This is a genomic window from Thiocapsa roseopersicina, assembly GCF_900106925.1.
Lineage (GTDB): Bacteria > Pseudomonadota > Gammaproteobacteria > Chromatiales > Chromatiaceae > Thiocapsa > Thiocapsa roseopersicina.
The window spans coordinates 1-24,283 of record NZ_FNNZ01000041.1; the positions used below are offsets into that span (position 1 = coordinate 1).

The 24,283-nt window shown below is 63.9% G+C and carries 34 protein-coding genes; 13 read left to right on the top strand and 21 right to left on the bottom strand.

Annotation, left to right across the window (positions count from 1 at the left end; translation table 11 throughout):
* Window positions 1–303 (top strand): DUF3581 family protein (locus BLV04_RS22615; protein WP_139192012.1); only part of this gene is annotated, 303 nt, incomplete at its 5' end.
* 5 nt (window positions 304–308) lie between these two features.
* On the opposite strand, the gene recD2 is transcribed toward BLV04_RS22615, so the two are convergent.
* Window positions 309–2,543, bottom strand: coding sequence for an SF1B family DNA helicase RecD2 (gene recD2, locus BLV04_RS22620; protein WP_093038159.1), 2,235 nt, complete (start codon window positions 2,541–2,543; stop codon window positions 309–311).
* Window positions 2,544–2,660: 117 nt separating this feature from the next.
* Here recD2 and mtnC point away from each other — a divergent pair, with 117 nt between their 5' ends.
* From mtnC to BLV04_RS26130, 3 genes are all read left to right on the top strand, one after another.
* Entirely contained in the window at window positions 2,661–3,338 is a 678-nt protein-coding gene (mtnC, locus tag BLV04_RS22625) for an acireductone synthase (RefSeq protein WP_093038162.1), read from the top strand.
* A gap of 124 nt (window positions 3,339–3,462) precedes the next feature.
* A complete protein-coding gene (locus BLV04_RS25130; protein ID WP_175534764.1) occupies window positions 3,463–3,615 on the top strand; it encodes a hypothetical protein in 153 nt (50 codons plus the stop codon).
* Window positions 3,588–3,863: an SH3 domain-containing protein gene (locus tag BLV04_RS26130; protein WP_175534765.1), complete on the top strand. Its 276-nt coding sequence runs from the start codon at window positions 3,588–3,590 to the stop codon at window positions 3,861–3,863. The genes BLV04_RS25130 and BLV04_RS26130 overlap by 28 nt, the downstream gene beginning before the upstream one ends.
* Window positions 3,864–4,234: 371 nt before the next feature.
* On the opposite strand, the gene BLV04_RS22640 is transcribed toward BLV04_RS26130, so the two are convergent.
* From BLV04_RS22640 to hemP, 7 genes are all read right to left on the bottom strand, one after another.
* Window positions 4,235–4,474: a ribbon-helix-helix protein, CopG family gene (locus tag BLV04_RS22640; RefSeq protein ID WP_093038168.1), complete on the bottom strand. Its 240-nt coding sequence runs from the start codon at window positions 4,472–4,474 to the stop codon at window positions 4,235–4,237.
* A gap of 73 nt (window positions 4,475–4,547) precedes the next feature.
* Window positions 4,548–5,099 carry a pilin gene (locus tag BLV04_RS22645; RefSeq protein ID WP_093038170.1) on the bottom strand — a complete coding sequence of 184 codons (552 nt, stop codon included), beginning with the start codon at window positions 5,097–5,099 and terminating at the stop codon, window positions 4,548–4,550.
* A 601-nt stretch (window positions 5,100–5,700) separates the two neighbouring features.
* Window positions 5,701–6,006, bottom strand: coding sequence for a helix-turn-helix transcriptional regulator (locus BLV04_RS26135; protein WP_093038173.1), 306 nt, complete (start codon window positions 6,004–6,006; stop codon window positions 5,701–5,703).
* 458 nt (window positions 6,007–6,464) lie between these two features.
* Entirely contained in the window at window positions 6,465–6,806 is a 342-nt protein-coding gene (locus tag BLV04_RS22655; RefSeq protein WP_093038176.1) for a helix-turn-helix domain-containing protein, read from the bottom strand.
* Between the two features lie 116 nt (window positions 6,807–6,922).
* Complete coding sequence (locus tag BLV04_RS22660) at window positions 6,923–8,347, bottom strand: GIY-YIG nuclease family protein (RefSeq protein ID WP_093038179.1); 1,425 nt, start codon at window positions 8,345–8,347, stop codon at window positions 6,923–6,925.
* Window positions 8,348–8,386: 39 nt separating this feature from the next.
* Window positions 8,387–8,719 carry a hypothetical protein gene (locus tag BLV04_RS22665; RefSeq protein ID WP_093038182.1) on the bottom strand — a complete coding sequence of 111 codons (333 nt, stop codon included), beginning with the start codon at window positions 8,717–8,719 and terminating at the stop codon, window positions 8,387–8,389.
* A 101-nt stretch (window positions 8,720–8,820) separates the two neighbouring features.
* Window positions 8,821–9,069, bottom strand: coding sequence for a hemin uptake protein HemP (gene hemP / locus BLV04_RS22670; RefSeq protein ID WP_093038185.1), 249 nt, complete (start codon window positions 9,067–9,069; stop codon window positions 8,821–8,823).
* 144 nt (window positions 9,070–9,213) lie between these two features.
* On the opposite strand from hemP, the gene BLV04_RS22675 reads away from it, so the two are divergent.
* From BLV04_RS22675 to BLV04_RS22685, 3 genes are all read left to right on the top strand, one after another.
* Window positions 9,214–9,435 carry an addiction module antidote protein gene (locus BLV04_RS22675; protein ID WP_245732000.1) on the top strand — a complete coding sequence of 74 codons (222 nt, stop codon included), beginning with the start codon at window positions 9,214–9,216 and terminating at the stop codon, window positions 9,433–9,435.
* Window positions 9,436–9,748: 313 nt separating this feature from the next.
* Window positions 9,749–10,015, top strand: a complete 267-nt coding sequence (locus BLV04_RS22680; RefSeq protein ID WP_093038191.1) for a type II toxin-antitoxin system RelB/DinJ family antitoxin — start codon at window positions 9,749–9,751, stop codon at window positions 10,013–10,015.
* Window positions 10,002–10,283 (top strand): type II toxin-antitoxin system YafQ family toxin, encoded by a 282-nt coding sequence (locus BLV04_RS22685; RefSeq protein ID WP_093038193.1) that lies wholly within the window; start codon window positions 10,002–10,004, stop codon window positions 10,281–10,283. Before BLV04_RS22680 ends, BLV04_RS22685 begins: the two co-directional genes overlap by 14 nt.
* 611 nt (window positions 10,284–10,894) lie before the next feature.
* On the opposite strand, the gene BLV04_RS25135 is transcribed toward BLV04_RS22685, so the two are convergent.
* The 7 genes from BLV04_RS25135 to BLV04_RS25140 form a co-directional block, all read right to left on the bottom strand.
* Window positions 10,895–11,065: a hypothetical protein gene (locus tag BLV04_RS25135; RefSeq protein ID WP_175534766.1), complete on the bottom strand. Its 171-nt coding sequence runs from the start codon at window positions 11,063–11,065 to the stop codon at window positions 10,895–10,897.
* Between the two features lie 406 nt (window positions 11,066–11,471).
* The gene (locus BLV04_RS25365; protein ID WP_217633776.1) at window positions 11,472–11,900 is read right to left on the bottom strand and encodes a DEAD/DEAH box helicase family protein; all 429 of its coding nucleotides are present in this window, start codon (window positions 11,898–11,900) and stop codon (window positions 11,472–11,474) included.
* A gap of 27 nt (window positions 11,901–11,927) precedes the next feature.
* Window positions 11,928–12,452, bottom strand: a complete 525-nt coding sequence (locus BLV04_RS22695) for a GNAT family N-acetyltransferase (protein ID WP_093038196.1) — start codon at window positions 12,450–12,452, stop codon at window positions 11,928–11,930.
* Entirely contained in the window at window positions 12,449–12,736 is a 288-nt protein-coding gene (locus BLV04_RS22700) for a hypothetical protein (protein ID WP_093038198.1), read from the bottom strand. The genes BLV04_RS22695 and BLV04_RS22700 overlap by 4 nt, the downstream gene beginning before the upstream one ends.
* A 618-nt stretch (window positions 12,737–13,354) precedes the next feature.
* Entirely contained in the window at window positions 13,355–13,678 is a 324-nt protein-coding gene (locus BLV04_RS24635) for a hypothetical protein (RefSeq protein ID WP_217633777.1), read from the bottom strand.
* 647 nt (window positions 13,679–14,325) lie between these two features.
* On the bottom strand, window positions 14,326–14,892 hold the full coding sequence (locus BLV04_RS26140; RefSeq protein WP_371828660.1) for a M48 family metalloprotease: 567 nt from the start codon (window positions 14,890–14,892) through the stop codon (window positions 14,326–14,328).
* 63 nt (window positions 14,893–14,955) lie between these two features.
* A complete protein-coding gene (locus BLV04_RS25140) occupies window positions 14,956–15,099 on the bottom strand; it encodes a hypothetical protein (protein WP_175534767.1) in 144 nt (47 codons plus the stop codon).
* Between the two features lie 376 nt (window positions 15,100–15,475).
* Here BLV04_RS25140 and BLV04_RS22720 point away from each other — a divergent pair, with 376 nt between their 5' ends.
* The 3 genes from BLV04_RS22720 to BLV04_RS22730 all read left to right on the top strand — a co-directional run bounded on the left by BLV04_RS22720 (window position 15,476) and on the right by BLV04_RS22730 (window position 16,583).
* The gene (locus BLV04_RS22720; protein ID WP_093038202.1) at window positions 15,476–15,733 is read left to right on the top strand and encodes a type II toxin-antitoxin system Phd/YefM family antitoxin; all 258 of its coding nucleotides are present in this window, start codon (window positions 15,476–15,478) and stop codon (window positions 15,731–15,733) included.
* Window positions 15,730–16,170 carry a PIN domain-containing protein gene (locus tag BLV04_RS22725; RefSeq protein ID WP_093038204.1) on the top strand — a complete coding sequence of 147 codons (441 nt, stop codon included), beginning with the start codon at window positions 15,730–15,732 and terminating at the stop codon, window positions 16,168–16,170. Before BLV04_RS22720 ends, BLV04_RS22725 begins: the two co-directional genes overlap by 4 nt.
* Window positions 16,171–16,301: 131 nt before the next feature.
* On the top strand, window positions 16,302–16,583 hold the full coding sequence (locus BLV04_RS22730; protein WP_245732001.1) for a helix-turn-helix domain-containing protein: 282 nt from the start codon (window positions 16,302–16,304) through the stop codon (window positions 16,581–16,583).
* A 33-nt stretch (window positions 16,584–16,616) separates the two neighbouring features.
* Here the strand turns inward: BLV04_RS22730 and BLV04_RS25145 are convergent, their stop codons facing one another.
* Window positions 16,617–17,081 (bottom strand): hypothetical protein, encoded by a 465-nt coding sequence (locus BLV04_RS25145; protein ID WP_175534769.1) that lies wholly within the window; start codon window positions 17,079–17,081, stop codon window positions 16,617–16,619.
* Between BLV04_RS25145 and BLV04_RS26205 the strand changes: the two genes are divergently transcribed.
* The gene (locus BLV04_RS26205; protein ID WP_503660765.1) at window positions 17,080–17,151 is read left to right on the top strand and encodes a hypothetical protein; all 72 of its coding nucleotides are present in this window, start codon (window positions 17,080–17,082) and stop codon (window positions 17,149–17,151) included. The two genes, BLV04_RS25145 and BLV04_RS26205, sit on opposite strands and share 2 nt — an antisense overlap.
* A 165-nt stretch (window positions 17,152–17,316) precedes the next feature.
* On the opposite strand, the gene BLV04_RS22740 is transcribed toward BLV04_RS26205, so the two are convergent.
* The 3 genes from BLV04_RS22740 to BLV04_RS22750 all read right to left on the bottom strand — a co-directional run bounded on the left by BLV04_RS22740 (window position 17,317) and on the right by BLV04_RS22750 (window position 19,356).
* Entirely contained in the window at window positions 17,317–17,790 is a 474-nt protein-coding gene (locus BLV04_RS22740) for a DUF2214 domain-containing protein (RefSeq protein WP_217633778.1), read from the bottom strand.
* Between the two features lie 2 nt (window positions 17,791–17,792).
* Window positions 17,793–18,170, bottom strand: coding sequence for a DUF6152 family protein (locus BLV04_RS22745; RefSeq protein ID WP_093038208.1), 378 nt, complete (start codon window positions 18,168–18,170; stop codon window positions 17,793–17,795).
* Window positions 18,171–18,402: 232 nt separating this feature from the next.
* Window positions 18,403–19,356 carry an alpha/beta fold hydrolase gene (locus BLV04_RS22750; protein ID WP_093038210.1) on the bottom strand — a complete coding sequence of 318 codons (954 nt, stop codon included), beginning with the start codon at window positions 19,354–19,356 and terminating at the stop codon, window positions 18,403–18,405.
* Between the two features lie 151 nt (window positions 19,357–19,507).
* Here BLV04_RS22750 and BLV04_RS22755 point away from each other — a divergent pair, with 151 nt between their 5' ends.
* Complete coding sequence (locus BLV04_RS22755; protein ID WP_175534770.1) at window positions 19,508–19,978, top strand: GNAT family N-acetyltransferase; 471 nt, start codon at window positions 19,508–19,510, stop codon at window positions 19,976–19,978.
* A gap of 549 nt (window positions 19,979–20,527) precedes the next feature.
* Here BLV04_RS22755 and BLV04_RS22760 read toward each other — a convergent pair.
* Window positions 20,528–21,241 carry a carbonic anhydrase family protein gene (locus BLV04_RS22760; protein ID WP_093038219.1) on the bottom strand — a complete coding sequence of 238 codons (714 nt, stop codon included), beginning with the start codon at window positions 21,239–21,241 and terminating at the stop codon, window positions 20,528–20,530.
* Window positions 21,242–22,025: 784 nt separating this feature from the next.
* Between BLV04_RS22760 and BLV04_RS22765 the strand changes: the two genes are divergently transcribed.
* Window positions 22,026–22,973 carry an Rpn family recombination-promoting nuclease/putative transposase gene (locus BLV04_RS22765; RefSeq protein WP_093038214.1) on the top strand — a complete coding sequence of 316 codons (948 nt, stop codon included), beginning with the start codon at window positions 22,026–22,028 and terminating at the stop codon, window positions 22,971–22,973.
* 75 nt (window positions 22,974–23,048) lie between these two features.
* Here the strand turns inward: BLV04_RS22765 and BLV04_RS22770 are convergent, their stop codons facing one another.
* Complete coding sequence (locus BLV04_RS22770) at window positions 23,049–23,678, bottom strand: tyrosine-type recombinase/integrase (protein ID WP_093038216.1); 630 nt, start codon at window positions 23,676–23,678, stop codon at window positions 23,049–23,051.
* Window positions 23,679–24,283: the final 605 nt, after the last annotated feature.

A 24,283-nucleotide genomic window follows, 5' to 3' on the forward strand; every position in this document is an offset into this window, starting at 1 on the left:
GAGCAGCAGGGTGTGATGATCAACCCGGATCGGCCGCTGGTGATCTATGACCGGATGTCGTTCGAGCTGGACCGATTGGACTGCCCCGACCTGGAGATTGCTCTGGAATCGACCGAGCTGGAGGTGACGGGCAAGCGCGGCGAGGCCCGACTCGGGTTCCGCCTGACGGCCGCCGGGGAGCCGGTCGGGCAGGGCGCGAAGACCCTGATCCTGAGCGGCTTGCGGGCCTACGAGCCCGAGGCGTTGCGGGGGTTGGTCGAGCGCTATGCCGGGTGGAAGGCAGCCTATCTCGCCGGCGCCTGACCGCCTTATGGATGCTGGCTCGGGGGCTGCTCGGGCTGAGCTGGAAATGCCCCCCGCTCGTGGACGCCGGATCCCTCCCGTAGCCTCTCCCCCAACCGCGTTACCCGCCGCTGCGACTCCTGCCGCTTCACCGCCATCCGCAACGCCTTCGGCTCGGCAATGATCACCACCAGCTTGCGCCCCCGAGTGACTGCCGTGTACAACAGATTACGCTCCAACAGCTGGTAGTGCTGCATGGCAAGCGGGATGACCACCACCGGATACTCCGAGCCCTGTGACTTGTGGATGCTGGCGGCATAGGCCAGCGCGAGCTCGTCGAGATCCCCGAAGTCGTACTCCACCGCCCGGCCGTCGAAGGTCACGGTCACCGTGCTCTGTTCCGGGTCGATGGCTGCGATCCGCCCGATGTCGCCGTTGAAGACCTCCTTGTCGTAGTTGTTCACCCGCTGCAGCACCTTGTCGCCGGGTGCGTAGGTCGTGCCGAACTTCTGCACCAGCGGCTCGGCAGTGGGGTTGAGCAGGCGTTGCAGCTCGACGTTGATCGCCTGCACGCCGAGACCGCCGCGGTTCATCGGCGCGAGCACCTGGATGTCCTCGACCGGATCGAAGCCGAAACCGCGAGGAATGCGCGTGGTCACGCTGGCGTAGAGCTTGGCCGCGATGTCCTCGGGATCATCTGCCTCGATGAGGTAGAAATCGCTGGTCTCGCCCTTGGCCGGGACAAGCGGGATCTCGCCTTGGTTGATGTGATGGGCGTTGACGATGATTCGCGAGCTGAGCGCCTGGCGGAAGATCTCGGTCAGCCGTACGGTCGGCACTGCTCCGGAGCCGATCAGGTCGGCCAGGACCGCGCCGGGGCCGACCGAGGGCAACTGATCGACGTCCCCGACGATCAACAAGCCCGCATCGTCCGGGACCGCGCGCAGAAGCTGATTCATCAGCACCGTGTCCATCATCGACGCCTCGTCGATGACCAGGAGTTGGGTCTCCAGCGGGTTGTCGGCATCGCGCTTGAAGCGGAAGGTGGTGGGATCGAACTCGAGCAGCCGATGGACCGTCTTGGCCTCAATCCCGGTCGTCTCGGTCAAGCGCTTGGCGGCACGCCCCGTCGGCGCGGTCAGGGCGACCGAAAGGCGCTTGGCCTGCAGGATGCGCAGCAGGCTGTTGACCAGGGTGGTCTTGCCCACGCCCGGACCGCCCGTGATGACACAGACCTTGTTCGCCAGCATGGTCGCGACCGCCGCACGCTGCGAAGGTGCCAGCACCAATCCGGTCTGACCCTCGACCCACGGCAGGGCTTTCTCCGGATCGATCGTCCCCCAGGGCGGTGCCCCTTGCAGTAGACGCCGTATGTGCGACGCGCACCCGACTTCGGCGCGATGCAAGGGCGTCAGGAAGAGCAGCTCCCGATCCAGGATCAGATTCTCCGCCGTCTGCTCGCTCGCGATCGCTTCTTCGATGATCGCTGCGGGGATCTCCAGCAGCTTGATCGCCATCGCCACCAGTTTCTCGGGCGAGGCCGCGCAGTGCCCCTGCTCGGACCAGACCTGCAGTGCATGGCGCACGCCGGCTTGGGCGCGGATGAGCGAGTCGCGCGGGATGCCGAGGTTCTGCGCGATCAGATCGGCGGTCTTGAAGCCGATGCCCCAGATGTCGAGCGCCAGACGATACGGGTTCTCGGTGACCTTGAGGATCGCCTCGTCCCCGTAGGTCTTGTAGATGCGCACGGCTCGCGAGGTGCCGACCCCGTGGGATTGCAGGAAGACCATGATCTCGCGGATCACCTTCTGCTCGGCCCATGCCGAGGTCACCCGCTCTCGGCGCTTCGGGCCGATGCCCTCCAGCTCTTCGAGACGCTCGGGCGTCGTCTCGATGACGTCGAACACGGCCTCGCCGAAGGCCCGCACCAGCTTGCGCGCGAAGTGCGGACCGATGCCCTTGACCATGCCGGAGCCAAGATACTTCTCGATGCCTTCGAGCGTGGTCGGGGGAACCACCCGAAGTTGATCTGCGCGAAACTGCAACCCGTGCTCGCGATCGTTGGCCCATGCGCCCTGGGCCTCGATGGACTCACCGGCCGAGACTGAAGCGGCGCTGCCGATGACCGTCATCAGATCGCGCTGACCCCTGACCTTGACCCGTAATACGCAGAAGCCCGACTGCTCGCTGTGGAAGGTGACGCGTTCGATGGCGCCGGCGAGGCGTTCGCGGGGGGCGGTATCGGGGGAGGGCGGATGCATCGGCGGATTGTAGCGCCGGGAATGGGGCGGGCGAGGTAGAGATGTTTCGAGCGACGCCGGACCCGGCGTTACACTCCGGATTTAGCCGTGAATCTCCACCGATAGGATTAGGCAGACATGATGCCGGTCGAGGCCATAGTGCTGGATATCGAGGGTACGACCACTTCAGTCGCGTTCGCGACCGAAGTGTTGTACTCCTATGCTCGGGAGCGCCTGCCGAACTACGTCCGCCAGCACCGCAACGAGCCCGAGGTTGCGGAGATCATGGACGAGGCGCGCGAGGCGGGCGACGTGTGGAACGACGAGGCCGTGGTGGTGCGCATGTGCCATTGGATGGAGCGGGACCAGAAGGTCACGCCGCTGAAGGCCCTGCAGGGACTTATCTGGGAGGAGGGATACCGCAACGGCGAGCTGGTGACTCCTCTTTATCCGGACGTCGCCCCGGCGCTGAGGACTTGGCACGCGCGGGGGTTAAGGCTCTACATCTACTCATCGGGATCGGTCCACGCGCAGCGGCAGATCTACGGCCACACCGCCGCCGGCGACCTGACGCCGCTGTTGTCGGGCTATTTCGACACCCGCACGGGACCCAAACGCGAGGTCGGCTCCTACCGGCGCATCGCCGAGGCCATCGGCGTGACTCCCCGGCGGATCCTGTTCCTGTCGGACGTGCGCGAGGAACTCGACGCCGCCCGGGAGGCGGGGTGGCAAACGGTCTGGATGGTCCGCGAGGGACTCGCGGGACCGGCCGCAGCCCACCGGCGGGCCATGCGCTTCGACCGGATTTCACTGTGACGAACATTCAGGCTACGACTGCTGTAGCGGCGCCTGCGCGACTTGGCCGGGGCCGGCTGTCGCGGACTATCCACGACGGAGGCCGTGATATGCTCCCGCGGGACAATCGGACCGGGAGACATGCGTGACGAAGCCCTTCATCTTTCGCGTTCTTGCGCTTTCCGCCCTAGGCATCGCTCCGACTGCTCTTGCCGCGCAGGGTCTCGACGTGCCGATCTATGAATTCGAGAGCGACGGAGAAGCGGCCAATTGCGGCGCAGGCACGGTCATGGGGTAAAGCCCGGCGGCGACGGCTTTCTCGCCGTCCGCACCGGCCCCGGGTCCAGTTACCGCAAGATCGGCGAACTCCGTAACGGCGACCGCGTCACGATCTTCGGCGGGCAAGGCGATTGGCTAAGCGTGCTTGTCCCTGGCGGCCAGGTCAGTCCCGACGACGCCTGTCAGCGCGTCGGACCGAGGCGCCAGCTGTCCGGATCCGGCCTTGGCTGGGTGCACAAGCAATGGATCGGCGATATCATTCCTTGATGCGAGCCCTGGTTCCGCTGTGACGAATCATTCCTCTGCTCGCTGGAGGACCGTCGCTTGGTCCCGGAAGGTGCGCCTTGCCGACACCCTGGGCCGTTCCTGGAATACGTCCAGAACGCTGACGTGGGGCTCGACGCCTCCGGCCGATACCGACGCGGCACTGCCGATGACCGTCATCAGATCGCGCTGACTCCTGACTTTGACCCGCAGGACCACAGATGACGGATTGCTCGCAGTGGAAGGTGACGCGCTCGATGGCGCCGGCGAGGCGTTCGTGAGTTGATGCTGAAGGAGATGGCATCGGGGATAACGGTGCCTGTTGGAACACCGTCCTTATGGATGAAACGCCCGGATAGGGTATTGCTCACGCGCTAATCGAGAGGACGCGTCGCATCTGCTTCGGCGGCATCCAGACGATCGAGGATGGCTAAAGTACGTGCCGGGTCACCCATCGCCGCCGACGCCCGAAAGTGGCTCTCGGTATCCCAGGCAGCCAATGCCTGAGCACTCAACTCCTCGATGAGCTTGTTGACGCTCAGGCCCCGCCTGCGCGCCAGGGCACGCAGGCGCTCGGCGGTATCGTCGGGAAGACGGATCGTCAGGGTGCTCATGCCAAGACATCCAGGAATTCGGCTGGTGTGCAGATCCGAAGATGACCGAGGCGTGGCTCACCCTCAGTCGATCTTAGGGCTTTTTGCAGTTCTTTCCGTCGAGGATCCAACCGTCCGTGCAACGACAGCGCATTCCAGTACATATCGCCGGACGAGTTTCCGCGCACCGCGCATCATCCCGGCAGGTCGCCGGCATATACCGCCCTTCGATATCGGGACTATAGCAGCACCAATCGATGGCGCCTCCACGGTCTTTCGCCGCCAGCATGACGCTTCGTCCGTAAAGTTGCGGGATAGTATCGTTGAAGGTGACTCGTATATTCCCGCCTTCGATCTGGATTGAGTCCACGTACTGGCTTTGGACATCCCCTGCTTCGGATAATCCGGCTGCGGCGTTGTTCGCGGGAAGGCCTCCGCTGGAATAGGCCGAGACCACCGCGACCTTCGCGGCCGAGGCGAATCCCAGCCCCTCGCTGGCCTTGCTGCGGACCGTGTAGTCCTGATAGGACGGCAATGCAATGGCGGCGAGGATGCCGATCACGGCGACGACAATCATGATCTCGATCAGGGTGAAGCCGCGGATCCGTGCCTCATGGCGCCAGCGCCCTTGAATGACTCCGCGCATGTCTTGTGCCTCCGTCTGAACTTTGATCCCCGAAGGAGCCCGGATCTCGGGCCGTCGGAACACCGCTAGGTCTCCGGATATTTAAGCAATAATGTGACCAAGGTCACGGTATTGTGCCAGCTGGAGCAGGATCGGCGAGGCGTTAACCGGGGTGGGGCGCTGGTCGTCTTCAGAGGGCGGGTCGAATATGGCGTAACGGGACAATTATTGGTCGAGAATGTCGAACTGGGCACGCCATGAGCAGCATTGCCCGCGACCGGTCCCGGTTTGCCCAAGCACCGAACTGGCCCGATGCTGTTATCCGAACCGAGACCAGAAATCGCTCGTCCCCTCGCAGTCTTCACCGATGGTTTCGATCCGGTTGCGCACATCGAGTCGACCTCCGTGCTCGGACGGGCGCCACAGTTCCATCCCGTCGCCCGACCGAAGGATCTGGCGCTTACGAAAGGTGCCAACTTCGGGCGGACACACCGCAAGCCCACAGATCCAGCGGTTCCGAGCCGACCGAAAGAAGCCAACGATGGCAGCGGCGGTTCGATCTGTTCGTCGCCCCCAAATCCTCGACCTTTCGGATCCAGAACGAACGGTGCCGGAAGGAGTCCTATGGGTTCGATGACGCGACGAGCGTCGCGGCAAGCTCGGCGAGTCGGGCGCGCCCGGCCTCGTCCATGCGGTCGTAGCCTCGGATGATGTCGCCGAGCCGCTGATCGGGAGTGAAGAGGTAGGCCAGCGGTACGCCGAAGACCTCGGCGATCTTCAGGGCGGTTGCTTCGGATGGATCGTGCTCGCCTGTCTCGTACGCTACGCGCCTTCGCTTCGCTCTCCATGGCGCGTAGCGGAGGCTGATAGGTCCGCCATATCCGCGTCCGACACTCCATGTCTCGATAGAAGATGTTGCCCGGACCAAGAGGGTCGGGCCTGTTCATACGGACAGCGGCGACAGCAGTTGACTGTTGCTTTGACGGCCAGGAGTTTTGTTTCTTCGACGATTCGTGCACGCCTCGATGGTCGTACCCGCAAAAACCATGACGATCATGAGACATAAGACAGACAGTTGCGAACCTAACCGAAGTCCGGCCTTGCAGGCAATCAAATTTTGACGTGCCTATCGAGCATTTCGGACACGAAAAGGATATCGCGATCCGATGAATGCAGCGATTCTGTCAGTCACGCCCGCCGTAATCTCCTGACGTGGTGTGTTTTTTCGAGACGGTCTCGGGCCATGCGTCCCGTGGGTATCGGAAGTACCCTTTCGATCTCGCAAACGACCCAGACCGAGCGCTGGCGCGGCCTTGGTTTCAGATCATCGGATCGGTTGATTCGGATGCGATACTTCCGCTAGTCCGCCTGCGCCCGTTGACCGTGCTAGCGGTCGGCTTCGGACTCGGCCACCGAGTCGATCATCGCCCGCCCGCGTTCGTCGCTCGCACGATAGAGGGTCAGTAGATTGATCTCGTCAATCGGCAACGGATCGCTGTCCTCCAGACACATCAGATAGACGGGCGAGACGTCGCCCAATGCGCGCGCCAGCAACACAGCCTCCTCGATCCCCATGCGCCGCGTACCCTGTTCGTAGTTGCTGATCCGTGACTTTGACAATATGTCTCCCGTCAGTGCAGCGAGCTGCGACAGGCTCAACTTCCGCCGGTGGCGCTCGGCGCGCAGCCGCAAACCGATTGCGGCACTCAGTTCATTCTTCTCAGACATCGGTGTCTCCTTGTGGTGGGTGCACACATCGAAGCCTAACGCAGAGCCCAAGCGTTGACAAAACAAAACGTGTGCGAGTTGCTCGACTCAACCCCAACAGCTCCGTCTGATGACCATTAAGCGTTCGCAAGGGCCTCCTCTTCGGCTTCCATCTCCTCGCGATCGGCAGCAAGATCGTAATCGTATTGTCGCTGCGTCCACTCCCGTGCTTTCTCGGGATCCTCTGCCAGCTGCTTGGCGAGAGCGAGGCTCTCGCGGTACTCGGCGGCAGCGGCAGTCATAGTCCAGGATGCTAGAATCCCCTTGGCTTCGAGCTGCCGGCGGATCGCTCCGAGCGGAACCTGAAAGAACTCCTTGCGCGGATTGACCTTGTTCACCTGGGCCTGAATGAACTGGCGGTGCAGGGCCGTTTCGAGCGCCGGGGCGTCCTCGCTCCAGATCAGCGCGTGGACGTCGAACGCGAAGGGGACACTGGCGTCGCCGAGCTCGCGCACGCGATCGAGGGGTTCGAGTCGGCGCGTCATCCCGACCTTGAAGACATCCTCGCCGAAGGAGCCGATGTTCGAGATCACGTAGACGTGACCGGCCTTGGTCTGCTGGGCCATCGACAGCGCCCTTTGGTTGCGAGCCTCGGCCTCCGCGAGCCGCGCATGCAGCTCGGCCAACCGGGCGTCGAAAAAGGCGCGTTGTGCCTCGCTGGATTGCGCGGCCTCGGCCTGAACCTTGGCCAATGCCTTCTGGAGTGACTTCTCCTCGCGCGCGCTGTCCTTCAGCGCTCGCTCGATCTCGCGCTGGGCCTTTTGCTCCTCGCGGATCTGCTCGCGAATGCGGCGCTGCTCGGCGACCATCAGGCGAGTTCGCTCGCGGGCGGCCTTGAGCTGCCGGCCGCTGTCGTCGAAGCCGTAGGTCTCGGCCAGCTCATCGAGCAGCCCGAAGGTCGGCTTGAAGTAACGATCGTCGTAGCCGTCGATGACATTGCGCATCGCCTCGGCAACCTGCTTGAGCCGATCCGATTCCCGCAGCGCACGGTAGGCATCGCCGGCAATCTGCACAGCACGTTGATCGGCGGACGCGATGATGCGTTCGGCTTGGGCGCTGGCCTCGGCCAGCGCCGAGTCGGCCCGCTCTCGCCGGGTCTTTGCATTCAGATTGGCGGCACTGCGCAGCGCTGCGGCCTCATGCCGTGCGACCTCGAGCACGCCGGCAGCCTCGCGCTCGGCCTTGGACGCGATCTCCAGCGCGGCACGTTCCGCCGTGTTCAGGATTTCCTGTTCCTTGTGCCGTGCGCCTTCGTACAGCGCCTTCGAGGCATTCCTGAGCTGCTCGGCGGTGGCCGCGGCATCGCGGATGTCGCGAAAGCGCGCGAGCGAGTCGATCTCGGCCTGCTGCTCGGCGATCGTGCGATCGGTCCGTTGCTTGAGACGATCGCGTTCGTGCACGACGCGGGCGAGGACAACGGCGAGGACGATGACCGCGATCAGGGCAGCGACCGCGGCGGCCGCCAGCATCAGGAGCGTTGCAGGGTCGGAGGAGGTCGGCATGCGTGCATCCTTTCGTTCGGCTCGGTTGGCCGGCGGGTCTCAGTGCGGTCCGCTGCCGCCGACCGAAGGGATGGCCATTAACTCCCGGAGCAGGAGCGGGTGCTCGCGCAGCGTGGCGGTGATAGCCGTGTAGAGGGTGACGTCTTCGTCGATCGGCGCGCGCGTGGCACAGCAGTCGTCGAACCAGGCGCCGGCGAAGCCGCTCAGCCAGGCCAGTTGGAGCTTGAGGTTGCCGAGCGGAGGCAGGTGTCCGGGATCGAGCTGCGCGGTGAAGGCGAGGACACCGAGGAAAAACCAGTCGTTTTCGACGTTCTCTTCGGGATCTGTCTGGTCGATGGGGCGAGTGCGCGAGGGACGGCGGCAAGCATCCATGTCCGAGTGTCCATATCCGTTTCGTTGACGGAGTCTAAACCGCTTTTCTTGTTTTTTGAAGGATGCCATCCGACGGCGACCATCCAGTCGCCGTGCGTTGTTTAGGCCAAGTGTCGCGCGGTCGGATGACTTGCCGGACGTGCCGTGAAGGAATGCATACCGGCGGAGATCGGCCCGAGCAGCTCCAGCGCACCCTTTGTGCCCACGCGCAGCCGATACCGCTGGCCGCGATGCAGGATGCGCAGCTCCCCGGCCGGGTCGAACAGCTCGGCGCTGTAGACGGCGTCTTGGATGTCCGGTCCCGGCAGCGATCTCCGGGGATGCTCGGCCCGCTCGACCGCGGCGCTCATGAGGCCATCCGTAGGGACATAGACGCACGTGGATTTTCACCGCGACATCCGGATCGGCCAGCGGCTATTTCCAGATTCGATCGCCAGGGACTGGCGTCACGCACGGTGATGAAAGCAGGACCATGCTCGTCACCCGGTGCCAAGATGCGAAGCAAATCCAGGCATAACTGCATTGTGCTGGAAGAGAACGACCCGGCGGCCCTGGCGCAGGCACGCGGCATGACCGAGATCGCCAAGGCGATCGGGATCGCGCGCGAGGCGCTCTACAAGGCATTGCGCTCCGACGCCCATCCGCGGTTCGACACGATCAACCGCGCCTGTCATGCGCTGGGTGTCAAATTGGTGGCTCAACCAATCAAGGCGTGAATTCGGCAGGTCTACAACTGGCTGATCTGGTCTGTCACCGCATCGTTTCCGACAGGCGCTGGCTTGCCGTTCGGATGATCAAGGGTGATGTTAAAAAACCGGATAGTCCGATTGATCCCGGAGGCTTAGCGAACCTTCTCTGAAAGGTGATACGTGCTTGGATGGGGGTCTGTCTTGGGGGTGCATAGGGGTCCACTGCACGAAACACCGGGAAAGGCTGGAATGACTCAGAAGTCCCATGCACGGTGCGGCTTGCCGTGTAGTCTCATTGTGACTACAATATGGCTATCTGAACCTTTCCCGGAGAATCACCATGAGCACCGCCGATACCTACGTTCGCGCTCGCATCGACACCAACACCAAGGAACGCGCCGCTGAGGCACTCGAAGCAATGGGGTTGACCATTTCGGACGCCATTCGCTTGCTGATGTTGCGCGTAGCCGATGAGCGCCGGTTGCCCTTCGACGTGAAGGTGCCCAGCGCCACCACGCGCAAGGCCATTGCCGAGCTGGAATCGGGCAAGGGGAAGACGTTTGCCAGCGTGGACGATCTGATGGCGGATTTGCATGCGGACGATTGATCGATCCTCCGCGTTCAAGCGCGACTACAAGCGGAAAGCCAAAGGGCGTCATCGCGCTACGCTTGATGACGATCTCAAACCGGTCCTGGTCGCGCTGGCGACGGATCAGCCATTGGAGGCGCGTTTCCGCGACCACGATCTTTCCGGAGATTGGGCGGGCTACCGGGAATGTCACATCAAGCCCGACCTGCTGCTGATCTACCGCAAGTCCGACTCCGACACTCTCCGATTGGCGCGGCTCGGCTCGCACAGCGAGCTTTTCGGCTGATCGCACGCTTGTGCACCACATGCACGGTTTAGGAGGGAAAAGGAGTGGGAGGGGATCTCGCTCGGGATCGCCGGCGATGGCTCATCCGTCAAGACTGGGCCGATACGTCGCTGAGGTAGTCCAGCGAAGCTGAGTTCTTCGATTCGCTTTGCGCGCTTTTTGCTTAGTGGTCGGCTGCGATCGCCGCCGCAGCGTGACGAGCGCTGTTGTGGCGCAGAAACACCGGGGAGCGCTCGCAGCGATAAACACGTTCCGGGGCTTAGGCTTGTGTGTTGTCTTCGACCAGGAGTAATGCTGGGAGGCACGGGGATGTATTCTTTCTGGCAGCGCTCGCAAAAGGCTCAATCATAGACGCACGTCGATTATCACCGCGACATCCGGATCGGCCAGCGGCTATTTCCAGATTCGATCGCTAGGGACTGGCGTCACGCACGGTGATGAAAGCAGGACCATGCTCGTCACCCGGTTGGAAGATGCGAAGCAAATCCAGGCATAACCGCGCAATTCGGCAACACATCCGGAAATCACCCTCGGAACAGTACAGATCTACGTGTGGTTTGATCGCATATCGCTGTTTTTCCTAGCCTCTCAATCCATGAGCCGGTGTGGAACTACGCCATCTCCACGCCGGCGGTCGGTAATCCGGCGGCTCCGGCGTGGAGTGCGGCGGGCGTTCTAAGCAGCGCCGAGGAGGCCTCGGGCGCAGGTGTCGGGGTGTGGGCGCCCATCAAACCGAGCAGGAGGACACCTGTTGCAACCGTACTGACGAGAAGCTCGCGCATGACCATGGCTCCAGGGTCGAGACGCCCTTGCCGGCGTGTCGACCCGATCGGGTGATCGGGATGGTGGGCAGGTTAGGGGTGCCCGCCCATTAACGCTAATGATAATTGTTACCGAATGGAATGCAAGACCGATCGATACCGTCGGGTTAAGGGGAGTCGCACGCGGTCGGGTCGGCAACAGGCAAAGCGCGCCCGCAGCCCTGCACCCGGATGGCATCGGGGACATTAGACTCGACGCGGGACGCGGGCTGATCCGACGGGTAATGACGTTATTTCTTCATAATTAAGTTACGAACCGTGAGGGCAGCGATTATGCCAATTCTTCGCCCCATTTCGGTCGACGGCCCTTCATAAAGTCCAGAAACGTAGCATCCCTTTGTGACTTCAATACCGACCCGTAAATAAATTAGTCCCGAACCGTGAGGAGTAAGGCAAGCGTCACGGCATCAGCTGTGCAGAAAAAATGCTGTTCAGTGCCACGAGGCGGTCGAGTTCGGGAATCGCTTGTTCTGCGATCCGATAACCCATCGCCTGCTAGCCGTTTCGTCCGCTTGAGGATCGCATCGAACAACACCGCCCCAACGTGATGGCACTCATCGACGATGACGTTGCCATAGTGTTCGACCAGCGGGTTGACCTCGCCTTGGCGAGACAGCGACCGGAACAGTCGACGAATGAGCGCTATTTTGTCGGCGGCGCTGAATTTTGATGACCCTCCCATTGGAAAAGCAGGCGGTGTTGGCTCCGGCGGTAAGCGCCATTCAATACCGTGAGTTTCCAGCAGTGCGATCAGGCGGGCGTTCTCTGCCTGAAGCGTTATCAGCGTCTCTGTCATGCACTCCGCATTCATCAACGACGAGCGTCACCGGTTGTCGGGGCACGGAATCGCCGACAGCGGCAGAAACATCGGTGTCGGTTCCGGTCGATCGAGCAGGACGCCCTCGACCGCAGACACCGACTCGAAACCATAGCGAAGATAAAACGTCTGTGCCTCGGGCTTCGCGTCCACGACGACGCCAACACAGCCGATCTCGTCGGCCATCCGGCGGGCGAGGGTCAAGGCGAACCGCAGCAGAGCTTGGCCTATCCCGCGGCCCTGCGCGCTCTGGGCGACGGCCAGCCGTGCCAACCGCAGCGTCGGCAATGGGTAGCGCGGTAACCGACGACGGCGGTCGGCGGGAAGCGCGTCGATCTCGATCTCGGACGGTGAGACGGTGACAAAGCCGAGAATCGCATCATCCTCGACCGCGATGTAGGTGACGCCAACATGGTGGCGAAATTGGTTTTGGCCTGCAAAGCGCTGGAAAAACCGGTCGAGATCCGGGTGGCCACTGCAAAACCGGTCGCGATCGTCGCTCGCCTCCAGCCGCCGAATCCCCACACTCATAAGGCGTCGCGGTGAGCGGGCTCCGGGTTCTCGCCGAAGAGCTCGCGCATGGCCCGATTGGGGGCTTCCTGAGACTCAATCCGCTCCAGTAGCTGCTCGCCCGATGCGGACGTGACTACAAGGCGAGGGGGTATGACGACCTCCTCGGGGATCTCGCTGATCGCCTGGAGATGGTGCAGGAGCGCCTGTTCGATCACAAACCCTTTCTTCAAGCCCCGGGCGCGGACGTACCGTTCGAGGCGATCACGGGTTTCAGGAGAGATGTTTGCGGAAATCTGGGTCACGTCCAGCTTGCTCGTTCTGCCGTCTACAAAACTGTAGAGAAGTCTAGCACGATACGGATGAGCGTTGTGCGGCGCGCAGTGCCTGAGTCTATAAGGCTTTCATGCCGGTCATCCACAGCTTGAGCGCAGACTGGTCGGGCGCGTAGTGATCGACCGGTGGCGATTACCCCAGCCGGCCCAGACTCACCAATGCATTTCTGCGTCGAATGTTTCGACCGGCGCCATCCTGGCCTCCCTGTGGGGGCCAGGGCCGGCGTTGGAGGCTGCCCCCAAATGTCTGCGTAGAACTTGACAGCGGTCGCGACGTGCGCAGCTTCAATGCTCGCCCCGGGCCGATCACAGTCGCTCAGGTGTAGGCCGCAAAGCGTCCAGTGCGGGCGCTCAGGACGAAGTGCCGAGCGGCAGATCTGGGTCGTGCCCTCTTACTGATTGAAGGGCGATCGACTTTCCGCGTTCTGCTGACACCCAGAATGTGCTTACGGGCGTCCGGGATCACCGGAGCGGGCGCAGCCTTCCGCCTTGCAGAGATCTCTGGCGCTTGATAGCTTTTCTTTGGCAGGATGAAATCCCGGATGGCCGAGGATCTGGAGCATCGTTGAACCTGATTAGAAAGCAACTTCAGCTTACGGCCCTGAGCGTCGCGATTCCGTCGCAAATGCCGGTTGTCCAGCGTTGATCTGGCGGAAATTCGGCGGCTTCGACGGGCTTGGTTGGCGACTTCCCTGCCCGAATGCCGGTTGGCTGAAGTTCCTTTCTAATCAGGAGCAGCGGAAGGGTCAACCGCCAGATCGACACGAGTGTGTCGTCGGCGCTCAAGGCGACGCGTGCGGCCGGAAAGCTGTCGAGCCACTGCAGGGCAAAACGGGCGAGACGGCGCTCGGCGGCCGGGACGACGCCGAAGTCACGACGCCACAGGGTGCGATGCGGGTGCTGGCTCATCATTCGTTGCTCTCTCTGCCAAGGTTGAAGACGTCGACCGTCGTCGGGCCGGTGCCGGATCCCGCGATGACGCTGCGGCGGGTCCGCAGCTCGATGGTCTTCGGGACTCGGGCGGCCGGTGACCGGCGGCTCTCGATCGGTCAAACGATGAACCCCGTTTCGCGTGTTTTCCGGCGAGCTTTTCTTCGGGCGGATTGGATCCGGGTGAAGGGCGTATTGGACCATCGGGATGCGACGCTGCTTGTCGGATGGGCAGCGTGACGGACTGATCGTCGTGGGGGTCAGGGTTCTCCGGATTTTCGTCATCCACGATGAGCTGACACTTCTCAGGGTCGATGCACTCAGTCCCGCCGATGTCGCCATTGGACGGGCATGTTGCCGGCAGCATCGCGAGTTGCCCTGCCGGGTCGCCGGCCCCGCGCCCTCGATCGCGATCTCGACAGGGGGCAACGCTCGCTGGAATCATCGGCGCCGGCGTCTCGCCCGTGTCGGGCTGCTGAGACAGCCGACGGCCGACCCGGCGGCCGAAGCGAAGGTGTTGCTCCGCGCGTGCGGACCGGTGCTCGCCGGATCCGTCGCGGGCGATTGCAGCGTATTGGAGCTTGAGGGCGGTCGCGGGTGGGTGTACGGCAGCCACCATCCGGATATCGTCACCTTGGTGGTTCCGCAGGAGAACGACGCGGATCCCCAGACGTGGCGGTGGGGTTGCTCGGGCGCTCCGAGCGGGAGGAGGACGCCGCACGGTTGCGCGTGCGGCATGTCGAGGACCGGCCGAGGCACGGCCGAGGCAGGCTCGACGGATGCCTTGGCCCCGGCGGGCATGGGAGGGAGATCTGCCTGAGCGCATCGGGGTTCTGATTCGGGGCCGCGTCCGGCGCCGAGGTGATGCTCGCGGCGACGGTCGAGGAGACGACGGCAGGACCGCCCCGGCCGGTGTTCATCGATGCCGTGCTGATGATCTTCGATCGAGAACGCAAGGCCCCGGGCGCTCGGGGTAAGCGGTGCAGCAGTCGGGGTCGACGGGAAGTCGCAGACCCGGGGCATCGAGTCGCTCGACCCGTCTCGACGGTCTGTTCAATGCCCTTGGCCAACTCCTCCATACGATTGTCGTGGGAGGGGTGAGTGGAGAGGAAGGCCGGCGGCTGGCCTCCGCCGACGGCGGCCATGTTCTGCCAAAGCGTCACACTGGCTCGGGGATCGAAGCCGACCTGCGCCATCAGATCGCGGCCGATGCGGTCGGCCTCGCGCTCGTGGGTTCGACTGTAGGGCAGCAGCAGCCCCTACTCGGCGCCGATGCTCAGCGCCCCGCGCAGCACCTCGTCCTTAAGACTCCCCGGCTCCTCGGTGAACAGATCCATCAGCATCAGCCCGCTCTGGACCGCGAGCTCTTGGGTCAGGCGCTCGTTGGATTGGTCCGCCAACACGTGCGCGATCTCATGGGCGATGACGCCAGCTGGTCGGGCGTGCCGGCGACACACGCAGGCCGGCATGCATGCACCCCGATCTTCCCTTGAGCGCTGTCAGTCGAGTCGCTGGTGTGGGTCGACGGCTGGGCCCCAATACCGGTCACTGGACCCGGCATGTCTGGGGTAAGGACTCCGCCCGAAGCGGGCCTAGAGCCCTGGCGCCGAGCGACCGATGATCCGGACTAAGGAGTCACTCCCCATAAGGTGCCCGTTTGCGTGTGGCCTCTCACGGTCCTGCCGCGAGGGGGGAGATGCATTAGGCGTTGACGCTTGTCGCCGCAGCTGGAACCGCATAAAGTTCCACATATGTAGAACATCCTACAGTTGCCACGTCATGCAAGAGATCGTCTCCATCCGCGAGGCCAACCAGCACCTATCCCGTTACCTCGAACGGGTCGAGCAGGGTGCCGAGCTCGTCATCACCCGGCGCGGCAAACCCATCGCCCGGTTGCTGCCGATCACCGAGGCGAAGCCGCTCCTGACCGACGCCCAGCACGCAGCCCGCGAGCGGTTGCGGGAGCGCATGAGCCGCGGCTACGCCCTCGGCGGCACACGCAGCGACCGCGACAGCCTCCACGAGCGCGGCCAATGAGCCGGCAGCGCTTCAGCGTCGACACCAACATCCTCATCTACAGCGTCGACAAGGATGCCGGCCCGCGGCACGAACAGGCGCGTGCGATCATGGACGCCCTTGCCGACGCCGATTGCGTCCTGATGCTCCAGGCGCTCGGCGAGTTCTTCCACGCCGTGACGCGCAAGGCGAAGATGCCCGCGGACGAAGCCGCCGCTTTGGTGCACGACTGGATGGAGCTGTTTCCGGTGGCCGCGGCCGACGGGCGCACGCTGCGCCACGCCATCGGTCTGAAGAACGTGCATGGGTTCGGCTTCTGGGATGCCATGCTGGTGGAGGCCGCCAGGGTTGCCGGCGTGACACGGTTCCTCACCGAAGACATGCAGGACGGTCGCTGGGTTGGAGCCCTGTGCCTGGAGAACCCGTTCAAGGCGGACTTCGAGCTCGGCCTGGATTGATCCCCCGCCCAGGTCCGACGCGCCCACACCCCAGCACCGCTTCTTCGACATCACTTCGGACCAGATTGCAGCCCTCGACGACGAGGATCCGAGCCCCTGATCGCGCGGCTGTGCGAGGCCGACCTGCGGCGTTGGTCGACATTCTGAATCAGATCGCGCAGGGGAACGCGGCGTCACCGGTTCCGAGTCACGCAGAGCTGACGACCCAGCAGGCAGCCGATCTGCTCAATGTCTCCCGGCCGTTCGTGGTCAAGCAACTGGAAGCCGGTGCCATTCCCTTCTACAAGGTCGGTCGCCATCGTCGAGTCCGTTTCTCTGATCTGATGGCTTATCGTGACCAACTCGATCAGCGGACCGCCGAAGCCGCCGATGAGCTTGCAGCACAAGCACAGGCCATGGGCTTGGGAGACTAGGTGGCGAGCTTCACGGTCATCTACGATGCGTGCCTATTTTCCCGGCGCCCCTGCGGGATTTGATGATCCGCCTGGCTCGGACGCGGCGGGTTCATGCCCGCTGGACCGAGGAGATCCAGCGCGAATGGTTGGCAGCGTTACTGCGCCACCGGCCAGAACTCGACAAGACCAAGCTGCAGCGGAAAGACAACGCCGATCAACCAGGCCGTCCCGGATTGCTTGGTCCCAGGCTACGGCCACTTGATCGAATAGCTCGCCCTTCCCGATCCGAACGATCGACATGTACTGGCGGCCGCCATCCGATGTGCTGCCCAGGTCATCGTCACCGCGAATCTCAAGGATTTCCCGCAGGAGGCGCTCGCCGACTTCGCCATCACTGCTCGCCATCCGGATGACTTCATCCTCGATCTGGCCGATCTCGATCCAGCGATTGTGACGACTGCAGCGAAGCTCCAGCGCGGCACTCAAGAATCCACCGCCCTCGGCGGAGACCTTCATCGATACGCTGCGACGCCAAGGTCTACCAGGCGTCGCCGGGCTCCTGCAAAGCCAGATCGCCTTGATCTGAATATCATCGCCACCGGCCACCCGACGTTCCCGCCCTTCTGGTCACGCCGATCGTCTATCCGCTCGGCATACCGCTGAGTTGTCGATGTAAGACAGGACGTTGTTTCCCCGCCAGGCTCAAGCGGGTGAATCTCGGTGCGCAGAAACGCGCCGGAACCTCCGTTCCTCACTCGCCGACGAACGCAAGCATCCGCCCCGCGACCAGGGCGCCCGTCCAGCACACAAGCGATAGCGCCCCGGCGACCCGAAGCCGCACCGCCCCCGCCGCGGCGAGACCGGGCCAGAGGTGGAGCGCAGCCGCCTGGCCCACGCCCACCGCCACCAGAGCCATCTTCGCGAGGAAGAGCGGCGCGCCGAGGTAGTCCGCAGGCGCCGCCAGGAACAGGAGTACCCCGCAGCTCACCGCGAGCGCCAGGCCCGCCGCCGCGACCGGCAGGAGCACCCGCGCGAGCACGGCGCGCTCGACCGAAGCCCAGGCGCCGAGGAGCCGCAGGTCGAAGGGCACGAGTGCGCCGACCAGGAGCGCGATCCCGGCCACGTGCCCGGTGCTCGCCGCCGCGTAACCCCAGCGCGTGCGCCGCATCGTCTCGGCGAGCGGCCAGTCGGCGAGCGTCGCCCCGAGCGCGGCGAGCGCCTCCACCCTCAATCGCGCTCGGGATAGAGTTCGTGCCGCTGCCCGTCGAACCAGAGCCGCTCGGCTTTGATGACCCGGCGCGAGGCGGCCGCGTCCGGCTCGCCCTCGACGCGGATCTCGCGCCCGATGGCGAAGTCCGCGTCGGTCAGCCCCGCGCGCTCGTTGCGCCAGGGCTGGCCGACCTCGACGGTCCAGGGCTCGCCCTCGACGTCCACGGCCACGAGCCCGTGCGGATTGCCGAGCCGAACCGCGGTGATGAGACCGGTCAGGGAGATGTTCTCGCCCGCGGTCCAGCGCCAGCCGTGATGGGCCAGCGCCGCCACGGGCATGACGAGGACCGCGGCGAGGACCGCGGTGGAGATGCGTCCGGTGATGCGTCGCGCCATGGGTAGACCTCCCGCGATTGCCTGGCCTTGAAGGTGGGGCGCACCCTGCCTCCTGCAACCCGCCGGCCGGCCGGGCGGGCACCCGAGCGGTTCTGCGCGACGGCGGAAACCAGGGCGCCGGTCGCGCGTGGCACTGCCGGCCCGAGAAGGGCGCCCTGCCACCACCCCACGACCAGAGGCCAGGGACGGTGCGGGACACCGCACGCGGGCCCGGGAATGCCCGACTTCGGACTCAATGACCGGCGCCGTGGGCCTCGGCCGTTTCCGCGACGAAATCCTCGATGAGCCTCACCACCGGATCCCCTCGGCTGTGGTGCAGTCCGTGGCCGGCCCCCGGGATCACGACCTGGCGCGCCCCGGGGGCCTCCAGGATCAGTCGATCGGCATGATTCCAGGCGGGAACCAGGTCGTCCCGCTCGCCCGTGATGAGCAGGAGCGGGACCTGGATGCGAGAGTAGCCGGCCCGCTGTTCGGCGAGGAAGGGGCTCAGCCGGCGCACATCTTCGGCGTTGGCCAGAAAGGTCCGCGGCCGCAGGCTGAGGTCTACCCCGGTGCGGGACCGATAGCCGTCCGGCACCGGGTCCGGGGACATGACCTGCGCAATCCCGCCGTCGATGGCGAGCGGGCCCAATGCCCCGCCCAAGGTGTAGGCGAACAGCGACCCGAGCACCGGGATCCCCGCCAGGTCGTTGTACCAGGCCACGCCCCCCTCCCAGGGGTGGGTCGCGCCGGCAAGGAGCACCGCGCCCGCCACCTCGCCAGGGTAGGCGAGCAGATAGGCGAGGACCACAGAGCCGGCCCAGGAGTGCCCGACCAGAATCGGGCGCTCCAGGCCCAACCCCTGTGCCAGGCCGTAAGCGATGCGGGCCTGAGCCAATGGATTCGGCCAGGCATCGGCAGGACGCTCGCTGTAGCCGTGCCCCGGGCGGTCCAAGGCGATCACCCGGTACCTCGCGGCCAGGGGTCCGCCGATGCTGGCGTGGAAGTCCAGCAGGCTGGTGCTTGCGCCGTGGACCAGGATGAGAGGCCGGCCCTGCCCCTGGTCCGTGTAGTGGACGCGCAGCCCGTCAACTTCGGCGAACCGCCCGATGGGTGGATTGGCCGACTCGGCCCGCCACACACTGACCTGGGTGTAGGCCGCCGATCCGGCAAGCAAGGCGAACAGCAACGCGGCAGACCAATGCATCGGATGCCTCCGGGCTTCTCAACCCAACCTCGAGACGGCGCATGCGGCACCGCGCGTCGGAGGGGGCCTATGCAATAATGCCGTTTCATCTCGTTGATCCGAAGCGCATTCGGGCATACCGATGCCTTCGTCCTTCCCCGGGTTAGGCCTCATGAAGCTCCGCTCAGGCAGTGCCAACGACGCAGAAGCCATCGCCGAGCTCATCGCGAGCTTTCAGTCGGAGCTTACAAACCAACCCGATGGTGCAGGCGCTGAACAGTACCTCGCGTCGGTCTCCAGCCAGTCTGAACGAGAGTATCTGGAGTCACCTCGCTACGCGTACATCGTCGCCGAGCTCGACGGAGACATCCGGGGGTTCATCGCGCTTCGAGATGTCAGTCACGTCTTCCACCTGTTTGTGGCCCGGCAGTACCAGCGCACCGGAATCGCCCGTCGGCTTTGGCGAGAGGCCAAGACCCAAGCGCTCAAGGCCGCCGCGCCCACGCACTTCACGGTGAACTCGAGCCTCTCGGCTGTCGCAACCTATCGTGCCTTCGGTTTCGAGGCCTCGGGCGAGGTCGTTTCCGTGCATGGCATCTCGTTCGTACCCATGCGCCTCGCAGTACATGAACTTGAGGGCTAAGGAATAAGGTAAGAACGTCCGAGCGCAGCGAGCGACGATCTAAACCGTTTGTCGGACGTGCCCGGTGTCGTGGCGGTGTTGTAGGGGATAGAAAATGACTTCTGCGAGGTCGAGGTAGGGCAGCTGTCGGTGACGGTTGGGCCCCAGGATCGGTCAGTCGCGGCCGCTCAGATTTGTGGTCCCGAAGGGTCTTTTTTTGGCCGGTTGCCGACGCGGGCGCGTTGGTGGTTAGGATCCGCAATCGAGTGGGCAGCAGACATTGAGTAGATCTACGAGTTACATATACCGTCCCCGCAACTCCCGCTTGATTCTCCTCCGGGTGCGACTGATGAGACCTTGACTGAACTACGAGCGGGTCAAGGTGGACAAGATCGAAATCCCCGGGGATGAGCGCCATGTCCGGCACCGAGTTCGTCAACAGCACTATCTGGATCGATGCCCATCGGGACAGCCCGGAAGATGCATCGGGGCCGGCACACATAAACCCATCCACCACGAATCGCAGCACCGCACGATGTATTGCAGACAGCCAATGCCCCTTCCAGCACCTCAGAGAAACTCGACCTCACCCGTGCTGAGATTGTGCATCGCCGGCACCACCTTGATCTCGCCTTGATCGACTAAAGCCTTGAGGATCGGGCTCTGGCGCAGGATCTCGGCGACCTGTAGCTTGGTGTTGGCCGCCGTGACGGCCTCGACGAAGTCGGCATTGCTCGCGTTGCGTTGCGCATCAGCGGGGACCGGTGTCGCATCCACGGCAGGCATGATCTTGGCCAACAACCCGGTGAGATGGCCCAGCTCGACGCCATCGCAGGCACCCATCACGGCCCCGCAAGCGCTGTGACCCATCACCACGATCACCTTGGAACCCGAGACCTTGGTCGCAAACTCAAAACTTCCGAGTATGTCGTCGCTGATCACGTTGCCGGCCACCCGCGCGACAAAGAGATCGCCAACCCCTTGATCGAAGATGATCTCCGGCGCCGAACGCGAGTCGAGGCACGAGAGGATCACGGCAAACGGATACTGAGCAGACGCCGTGCGCTGCGCTTGGGCGGAGAGATCTCGGTTGTGCATGGTTCCGTCAACGAACCGGCGATTACCTGCCTTGAGCTTGTTGATCGCCATCTCCGGCGTCATCGCATCTTGCTTCGCTGCATTAAAGGTCACGTAGGGGCGATCAGAGGGTAAGTCCGTCGCCAGCGCGATCCCAGCGACCAGGAGCAACAAGACCAATGCAGTCGAGAACAATCGGTGTGTCATAAGCAGACCTGCGAGATGATGGGAAGACAACGCGACGCGTTGCTGTGATCCGCACGCAGAACAGCTGACCGTGCGACATCCTGGGGATAAGGGATAAGGGATAAGGGATAGGATAGGATAGGATATTCGACCGCACGGCGGCTGGAGAGGCACGAAAACTTAGCATCGAAGGAAGGTGCTCTGCAAGGACACAGTGTGGCCTGTGGGGAGGCCCGCAGGGAGGAAACCGCCGGTTGGGAGGACACTCTCGCGAGCCTTGGCGCTGCGAGGCGGGGCACGATCACAGCGGTTGCAGGGAGGGGCGCGTCTCCTGTACGACCAAGCGACGGAAGGAGGCTACCACTGCACCTGCCGGCCGAAGATGTACATGGATTGCGGTTGGGCGAGAGCATTCCAGTCGGGTGCGGCCTCGACAAGCGGGTCGTCCCACGCGGGCAGTCCACGGGCCGAGCTGATTCGCGGCGGAGCGGCGGGCTCGCCGATGTGGGTGAGAATCCGCCGCACGGGGGCGGCCGCGGTGCTGAAGGCGACGAATGGTCGCAGTGTCCGCTATCCGTTGGATTGCCGCCTCGTTGGTTCACATGGCCAGCGACCAACTGGGTCGTGACAGGTCCGTCGGTCGTCGGACGGCGTGTGACTGTTACCAGGATTTACCTGCCCGGAAGCGGTCTGTCCTGAGCGGCGGCTTGCCGACGCTCTCGAGGCATCTGCCTTACGCACACGCTGTCATGCGGGTCGGTTTGGGGTATGGTTCCGAAACGACGGAATTACCCCGCTCTCCCGGATGGCCGAACACGATCCCTCCTACAAGCTCCTATTCTCGCATCGCGATCTGGTTGCGGACTTGATCCGTGGCTTCGTGCACGAGGATTGGGTCGAGCAATTGGACTTCACGACCCTACAGCGCGTCAGCGAGATCGGCGTCAGCCACGACCTTCGCGAGCGCGAGGACGACATGATCTGGCGGCTGCGCTGGGGCGAGCGCTGGGTCTACGTTTACTTGCTGCTGGAGTTTCAGTCGAGCGTCGATCGGCTCATGGCGGTGCGGCTGTTGACCTATGTCGGACTGCTGTATCAGGACCTGGCCGCCGCCGGCGAGATCCCCTCTGGAAGCCCGCTGCCTCCCGTGCTGCCGATCGTCCTCTACAATGGCGAGAAATCCTGGTGGGCCAAGACCAGTCTCGACGACTTGATCGAGCCGGACCTACCCGAGCAGCTGCGCCGATGGCAGCCGCAGATCCGCTATCTGCTGCTCGATGAGCAGCGGCTTGCCGATACCGATCTGGCGGGACAGCGCAATGTTGCCGCGGCCTTGTTCCGACTTGAGAACAGTCGCCGGCCCGAGGATATCGAGCGGGTCCTGGCGAGTCTGATTGATTGGCTCGCCGCACCCGAGCAGGACAGTCTGCGTCGCGCCTTCGTCGTCTGGCTCAAGCGCGTGCTGCTGCCGGCGCGAGTGCCGGGCGCCGAGCTACCGAACGTCAACAATCTTCAGGAGATGCGCGCCATGTTGGCCGAACGCGTGAAGACCTGGACCGAGGAGTGGAAGCAGCAGGGTATCTCCGAGGGCGAAACCAAGCTGCTGCGCCGGCAGTTGGTGCGGCGCTTCGGATCCCTGCCGGCCTGGGCCGAGGCACGTCTCGAGCAGGCCGGCGAGGCCGAGCTTGAGATCTGGGCCGATCGCGTCCTGGACGGCTCGACCCTGGAGGAGGTCCTCAAGGAGCCGATTTGAGGATCGACTCCGGGAGCAGGGTCTCAAGCTGAACTCCTGGCGCCGCTCAGTCGTGACTGAGCGGCGAGGTGTCCCTCAGCACTCGATGTGCTCGGCGATGTCGAGAGCGTCGTCGACCTCCACTCCCAAGTAACGCACGGTGCTTTCGATCTTGCGATGCCCCAGCAGCAGCTGGACGGCGCGCAAGTTCTTGGTCTGACGGTAGATCAACGTCGCCTTGGTCCGACGCAGCGAGTGCGACCCGTACTCTTGCGGATCAGCGCCCATGAGTCCGATCCATCGCTTGACGATGCGCGCATACTGACGAGCGGACAAGTGCGGCGAGCCGCTCTGCCGGCTGGGGAAGAGATAATCCCCATTTGAGAGCGCGGCTTCTTTGATCCATGCCTGTACGGCCTCGCGCGTCTGGTCGGTCAGTTCGAATCGCACCGGCTCGCGTGTCTTGTGCTGGACAACGCTGGCCCGAGCGACCACGTGGTTGCCGTGAGCGATATCGCGGACCCGCAGGGCGACCAGGTCGCAGCCGCGCAGCTTGCTGTCGATCGCCAGATTGAACAACGCCAACTCCCGCGTGTTCCCGGCTATGCGCAGCTGTGTGCGAACGGTCCAGATCTCTTGCAACTTCAGCGGCGGCTTCTGGCCAATCAGCTTACCTTTGTTCCACGGCTCATGGGCGGTTTGGGACGCATCACTGGTGGTCTTCATGGTCTGTTTCCTCGTCGAAGGAAGGGGAAACAGAAGCATGGGCGGAGATCCGGTCAGTGGCATGGCCTGAAAGCAGACACCGCCATTTGACTGCTCATGGGCAGCACGGCCCCAGCAACGGTCACTCGGGTCGAGGATGGCAACAGTCTGGAGTCGGCCAAGATCAACGCTCGCTTGTGACTGGAGCCCGCCTGCAATAGACCCGAGACCTGCCAGTATTGCAACGACAACACCTGGACAGCAGCCTCTGTATTCCTGCTTTGCCCAGATGCACTGTCCGCCCCCTCGCGCCTCGGCACCGGCCGATGGCCCTCCGATCACTCGGCCGGACAGCGCTCGCATTCGCCGCAGCCGCCCAAGCCCCGCGCATGTCACGGACACCGCAGGGTTTCAACACCGTCTCATTACCTCGAAGATCTGGCAGCAGAACGATACGCGCGCGTCTGCCAACGCTGGAGGCTAGATTTCCCCGCAACCGCCGCCCTCCGCCCGCCGAGTCAACGAGCGTGATTGAGTACGGCCACCTTCCCTGATGGGTTTTTCCTCTTAAATCGTCAACTTGTATGAGGGAGAGCGGTGGGCCTCCCTCGGGGTGCTTGAACAAC

What these genes read in the sequence shown, in the direction of transcription:
- recD2 (WP_093038159.1), bottom strand. Translation starts at nt 2,543, where the DNA reads ATGCATCCGCCCTCCCCCGATACCGCCCCCCGCGAACGCCTCGCCGGC.
- mtnC (WP_093038162.1), top strand. Translation starts at nt 2,661, where the DNA reads ATGATGCCGGTCGAGGCCATAGTGCTGGATATCGAGGGTACGACCACT.
- BLV04_RS22640 (WP_093038168.1), bottom strand. Translation starts at nt 4,474, where the DNA reads ATGAGCACCCTGACGATCCGTCTTCCCGACGATACCGCCGAGCGCCTG.
- BLV04_RS22645 (WP_093038170.1), bottom strand. Translation starts at nt 5,099, where the DNA reads ATGCGCGGAGTCATTCAAGGGCGCTGGCGCCATGAGGCACGGATCCGC.
- BLV04_RS22655 (WP_093038176.1), bottom strand. Translation starts at nt 6,806, where the DNA reads ATGTCTGAGAAGAATGAACTGAGTGCCGCAATCGGTTTGCGGCTGCGC.
- BLV04_RS22660 (WP_093038179.1), bottom strand. Translation starts at nt 8,347, where the DNA reads ATGCCGACCTCCTCCGACCCTGCAACGCTCCTGATGCTGGCGGCCGCC.
- BLV04_RS22665 (WP_093038182.1), bottom strand. Translation starts at nt 8,719, where the DNA reads ATGGATGCTTGCCGCCGTCCCTCGCGCACTCGCCCCATCGACCAGACA.
- hemP (WP_093038185.1), bottom strand. Translation starts at nt 9,069, where the DNA reads ATGAGCGCCGCGGTCGAGCGGGCCGAGCATCCCCGGAGATCGCTGCCG.
- BLV04_RS22675 (WP_245732000.1), top strand. Translation starts at nt 9,214, where the DNA reads ATGCGAAGCAAATCCAGGCATAACTGCATTGTGCTGGAAGAGAACGAC.
- BLV04_RS22680 (WP_093038191.1), top strand. Translation starts at nt 9,749, where the DNA reads ATGAGCACCGCCGATACCTACGTTCGCGCTCGCATCGACACCAACACC.
- BLV04_RS22685 (WP_093038193.1), top strand. Translation starts at nt 10,002, where the DNA reads ATGCGGACGATTGATCGATCCTCCGCGTTCAAGCGCGACTACAAGCGG.
- BLV04_RS25135 (WP_175534766.1), bottom strand. Translation starts at nt 11,065, where the DNA reads ATGCGCGAGCTTCTCGTCAGTACGGTTGCAACAGGTGTCCTCCTGCTC.
- BLV04_RS25365 (WP_217633776.1), bottom strand. Translation starts at nt 11,900, where the DNA reads ATGACAGAGACGCTGATAACGCTTCAGGCAGAGAACGCCCGCCTGATC.
- BLV04_RS22695 (WP_093038196.1), bottom strand. Translation starts at nt 12,452, where the DNA reads ATGAGTGTGGGGATTCGGCGGCTGGAGGCGAGCGACGATCGCGACCGG.
- BLV04_RS24635 (WP_217633777.1), bottom strand. Translation starts at nt 13,678, where the DNA reads ATGATGAGCCAGCACCCGCATCGCACCCTGTGGCGTCGTGACTTCGGC.
- BLV04_RS26140 (WP_371828660.1), bottom strand. Translation starts at nt 14,892, where the DNA reads ATGGCGCAGGTCGGCTTCGATCCCCGAGCCAGTGTGACGCTTTGGCAG.
- BLV04_RS22720 (WP_093038202.1), top strand. Translation starts at nt 15,476, where the DNA reads ATGCAAGAGATCGTCTCCATCCGCGAGGCCAACCAGCACCTATCCCGT.
- BLV04_RS22725 (WP_093038204.1), top strand. Translation starts at nt 15,730, where the DNA reads ATGAGCCGGCAGCGCTTCAGCGTCGACACCAACATCCTCATCTACAGC.
- BLV04_RS25145 (WP_175534769.1), bottom strand. Translation starts at nt 17,081, where the DNA reads ATGAAGGTCTCCGCCGAGGGCGGTGGATTCTTGAGTGCCGCGCTGGAG.
- BLV04_RS22745 (WP_093038208.1), bottom strand. Translation starts at nt 18,170, where the DNA reads ATGGCGCGACGCATCACCGGACGCATCTCCACCGCGGTCCTCGCCGCG.
- BLV04_RS22750 (WP_093038210.1), bottom strand. Translation starts at nt 19,356, where the DNA reads ATGCATTGGTCTGCCGCGTTGCTGTTCGCCTTGCTTGCCGGATCGGCG.
- BLV04_RS22755 (WP_175534770.1), top strand. Translation starts at nt 19,508, where the DNA reads ATGAAGCTCCGCTCAGGCAGTGCCAACGACGCAGAAGCCATCGCCGAG.
- BLV04_RS22760 (WP_093038219.1), bottom strand. Translation starts at nt 21,241, where the DNA reads ATGACACACCGATTGTTCTCGACTGCATTGGTCTTGTTGCTCCTGGTC.
- BLV04_RS22765 (WP_093038214.1), top strand. Translation starts at nt 22,026, where the DNA reads ATGGCCGAACACGATCCCTCCTACAAGCTCCTATTCTCGCATCGCGAT.
- BLV04_RS22770 (WP_093038216.1), bottom strand. Translation starts at nt 23,678, where the DNA reads ATGAAGACCACCAGTGATGCGTCCCAAACCGCCCATGAGCCGTGGAAC.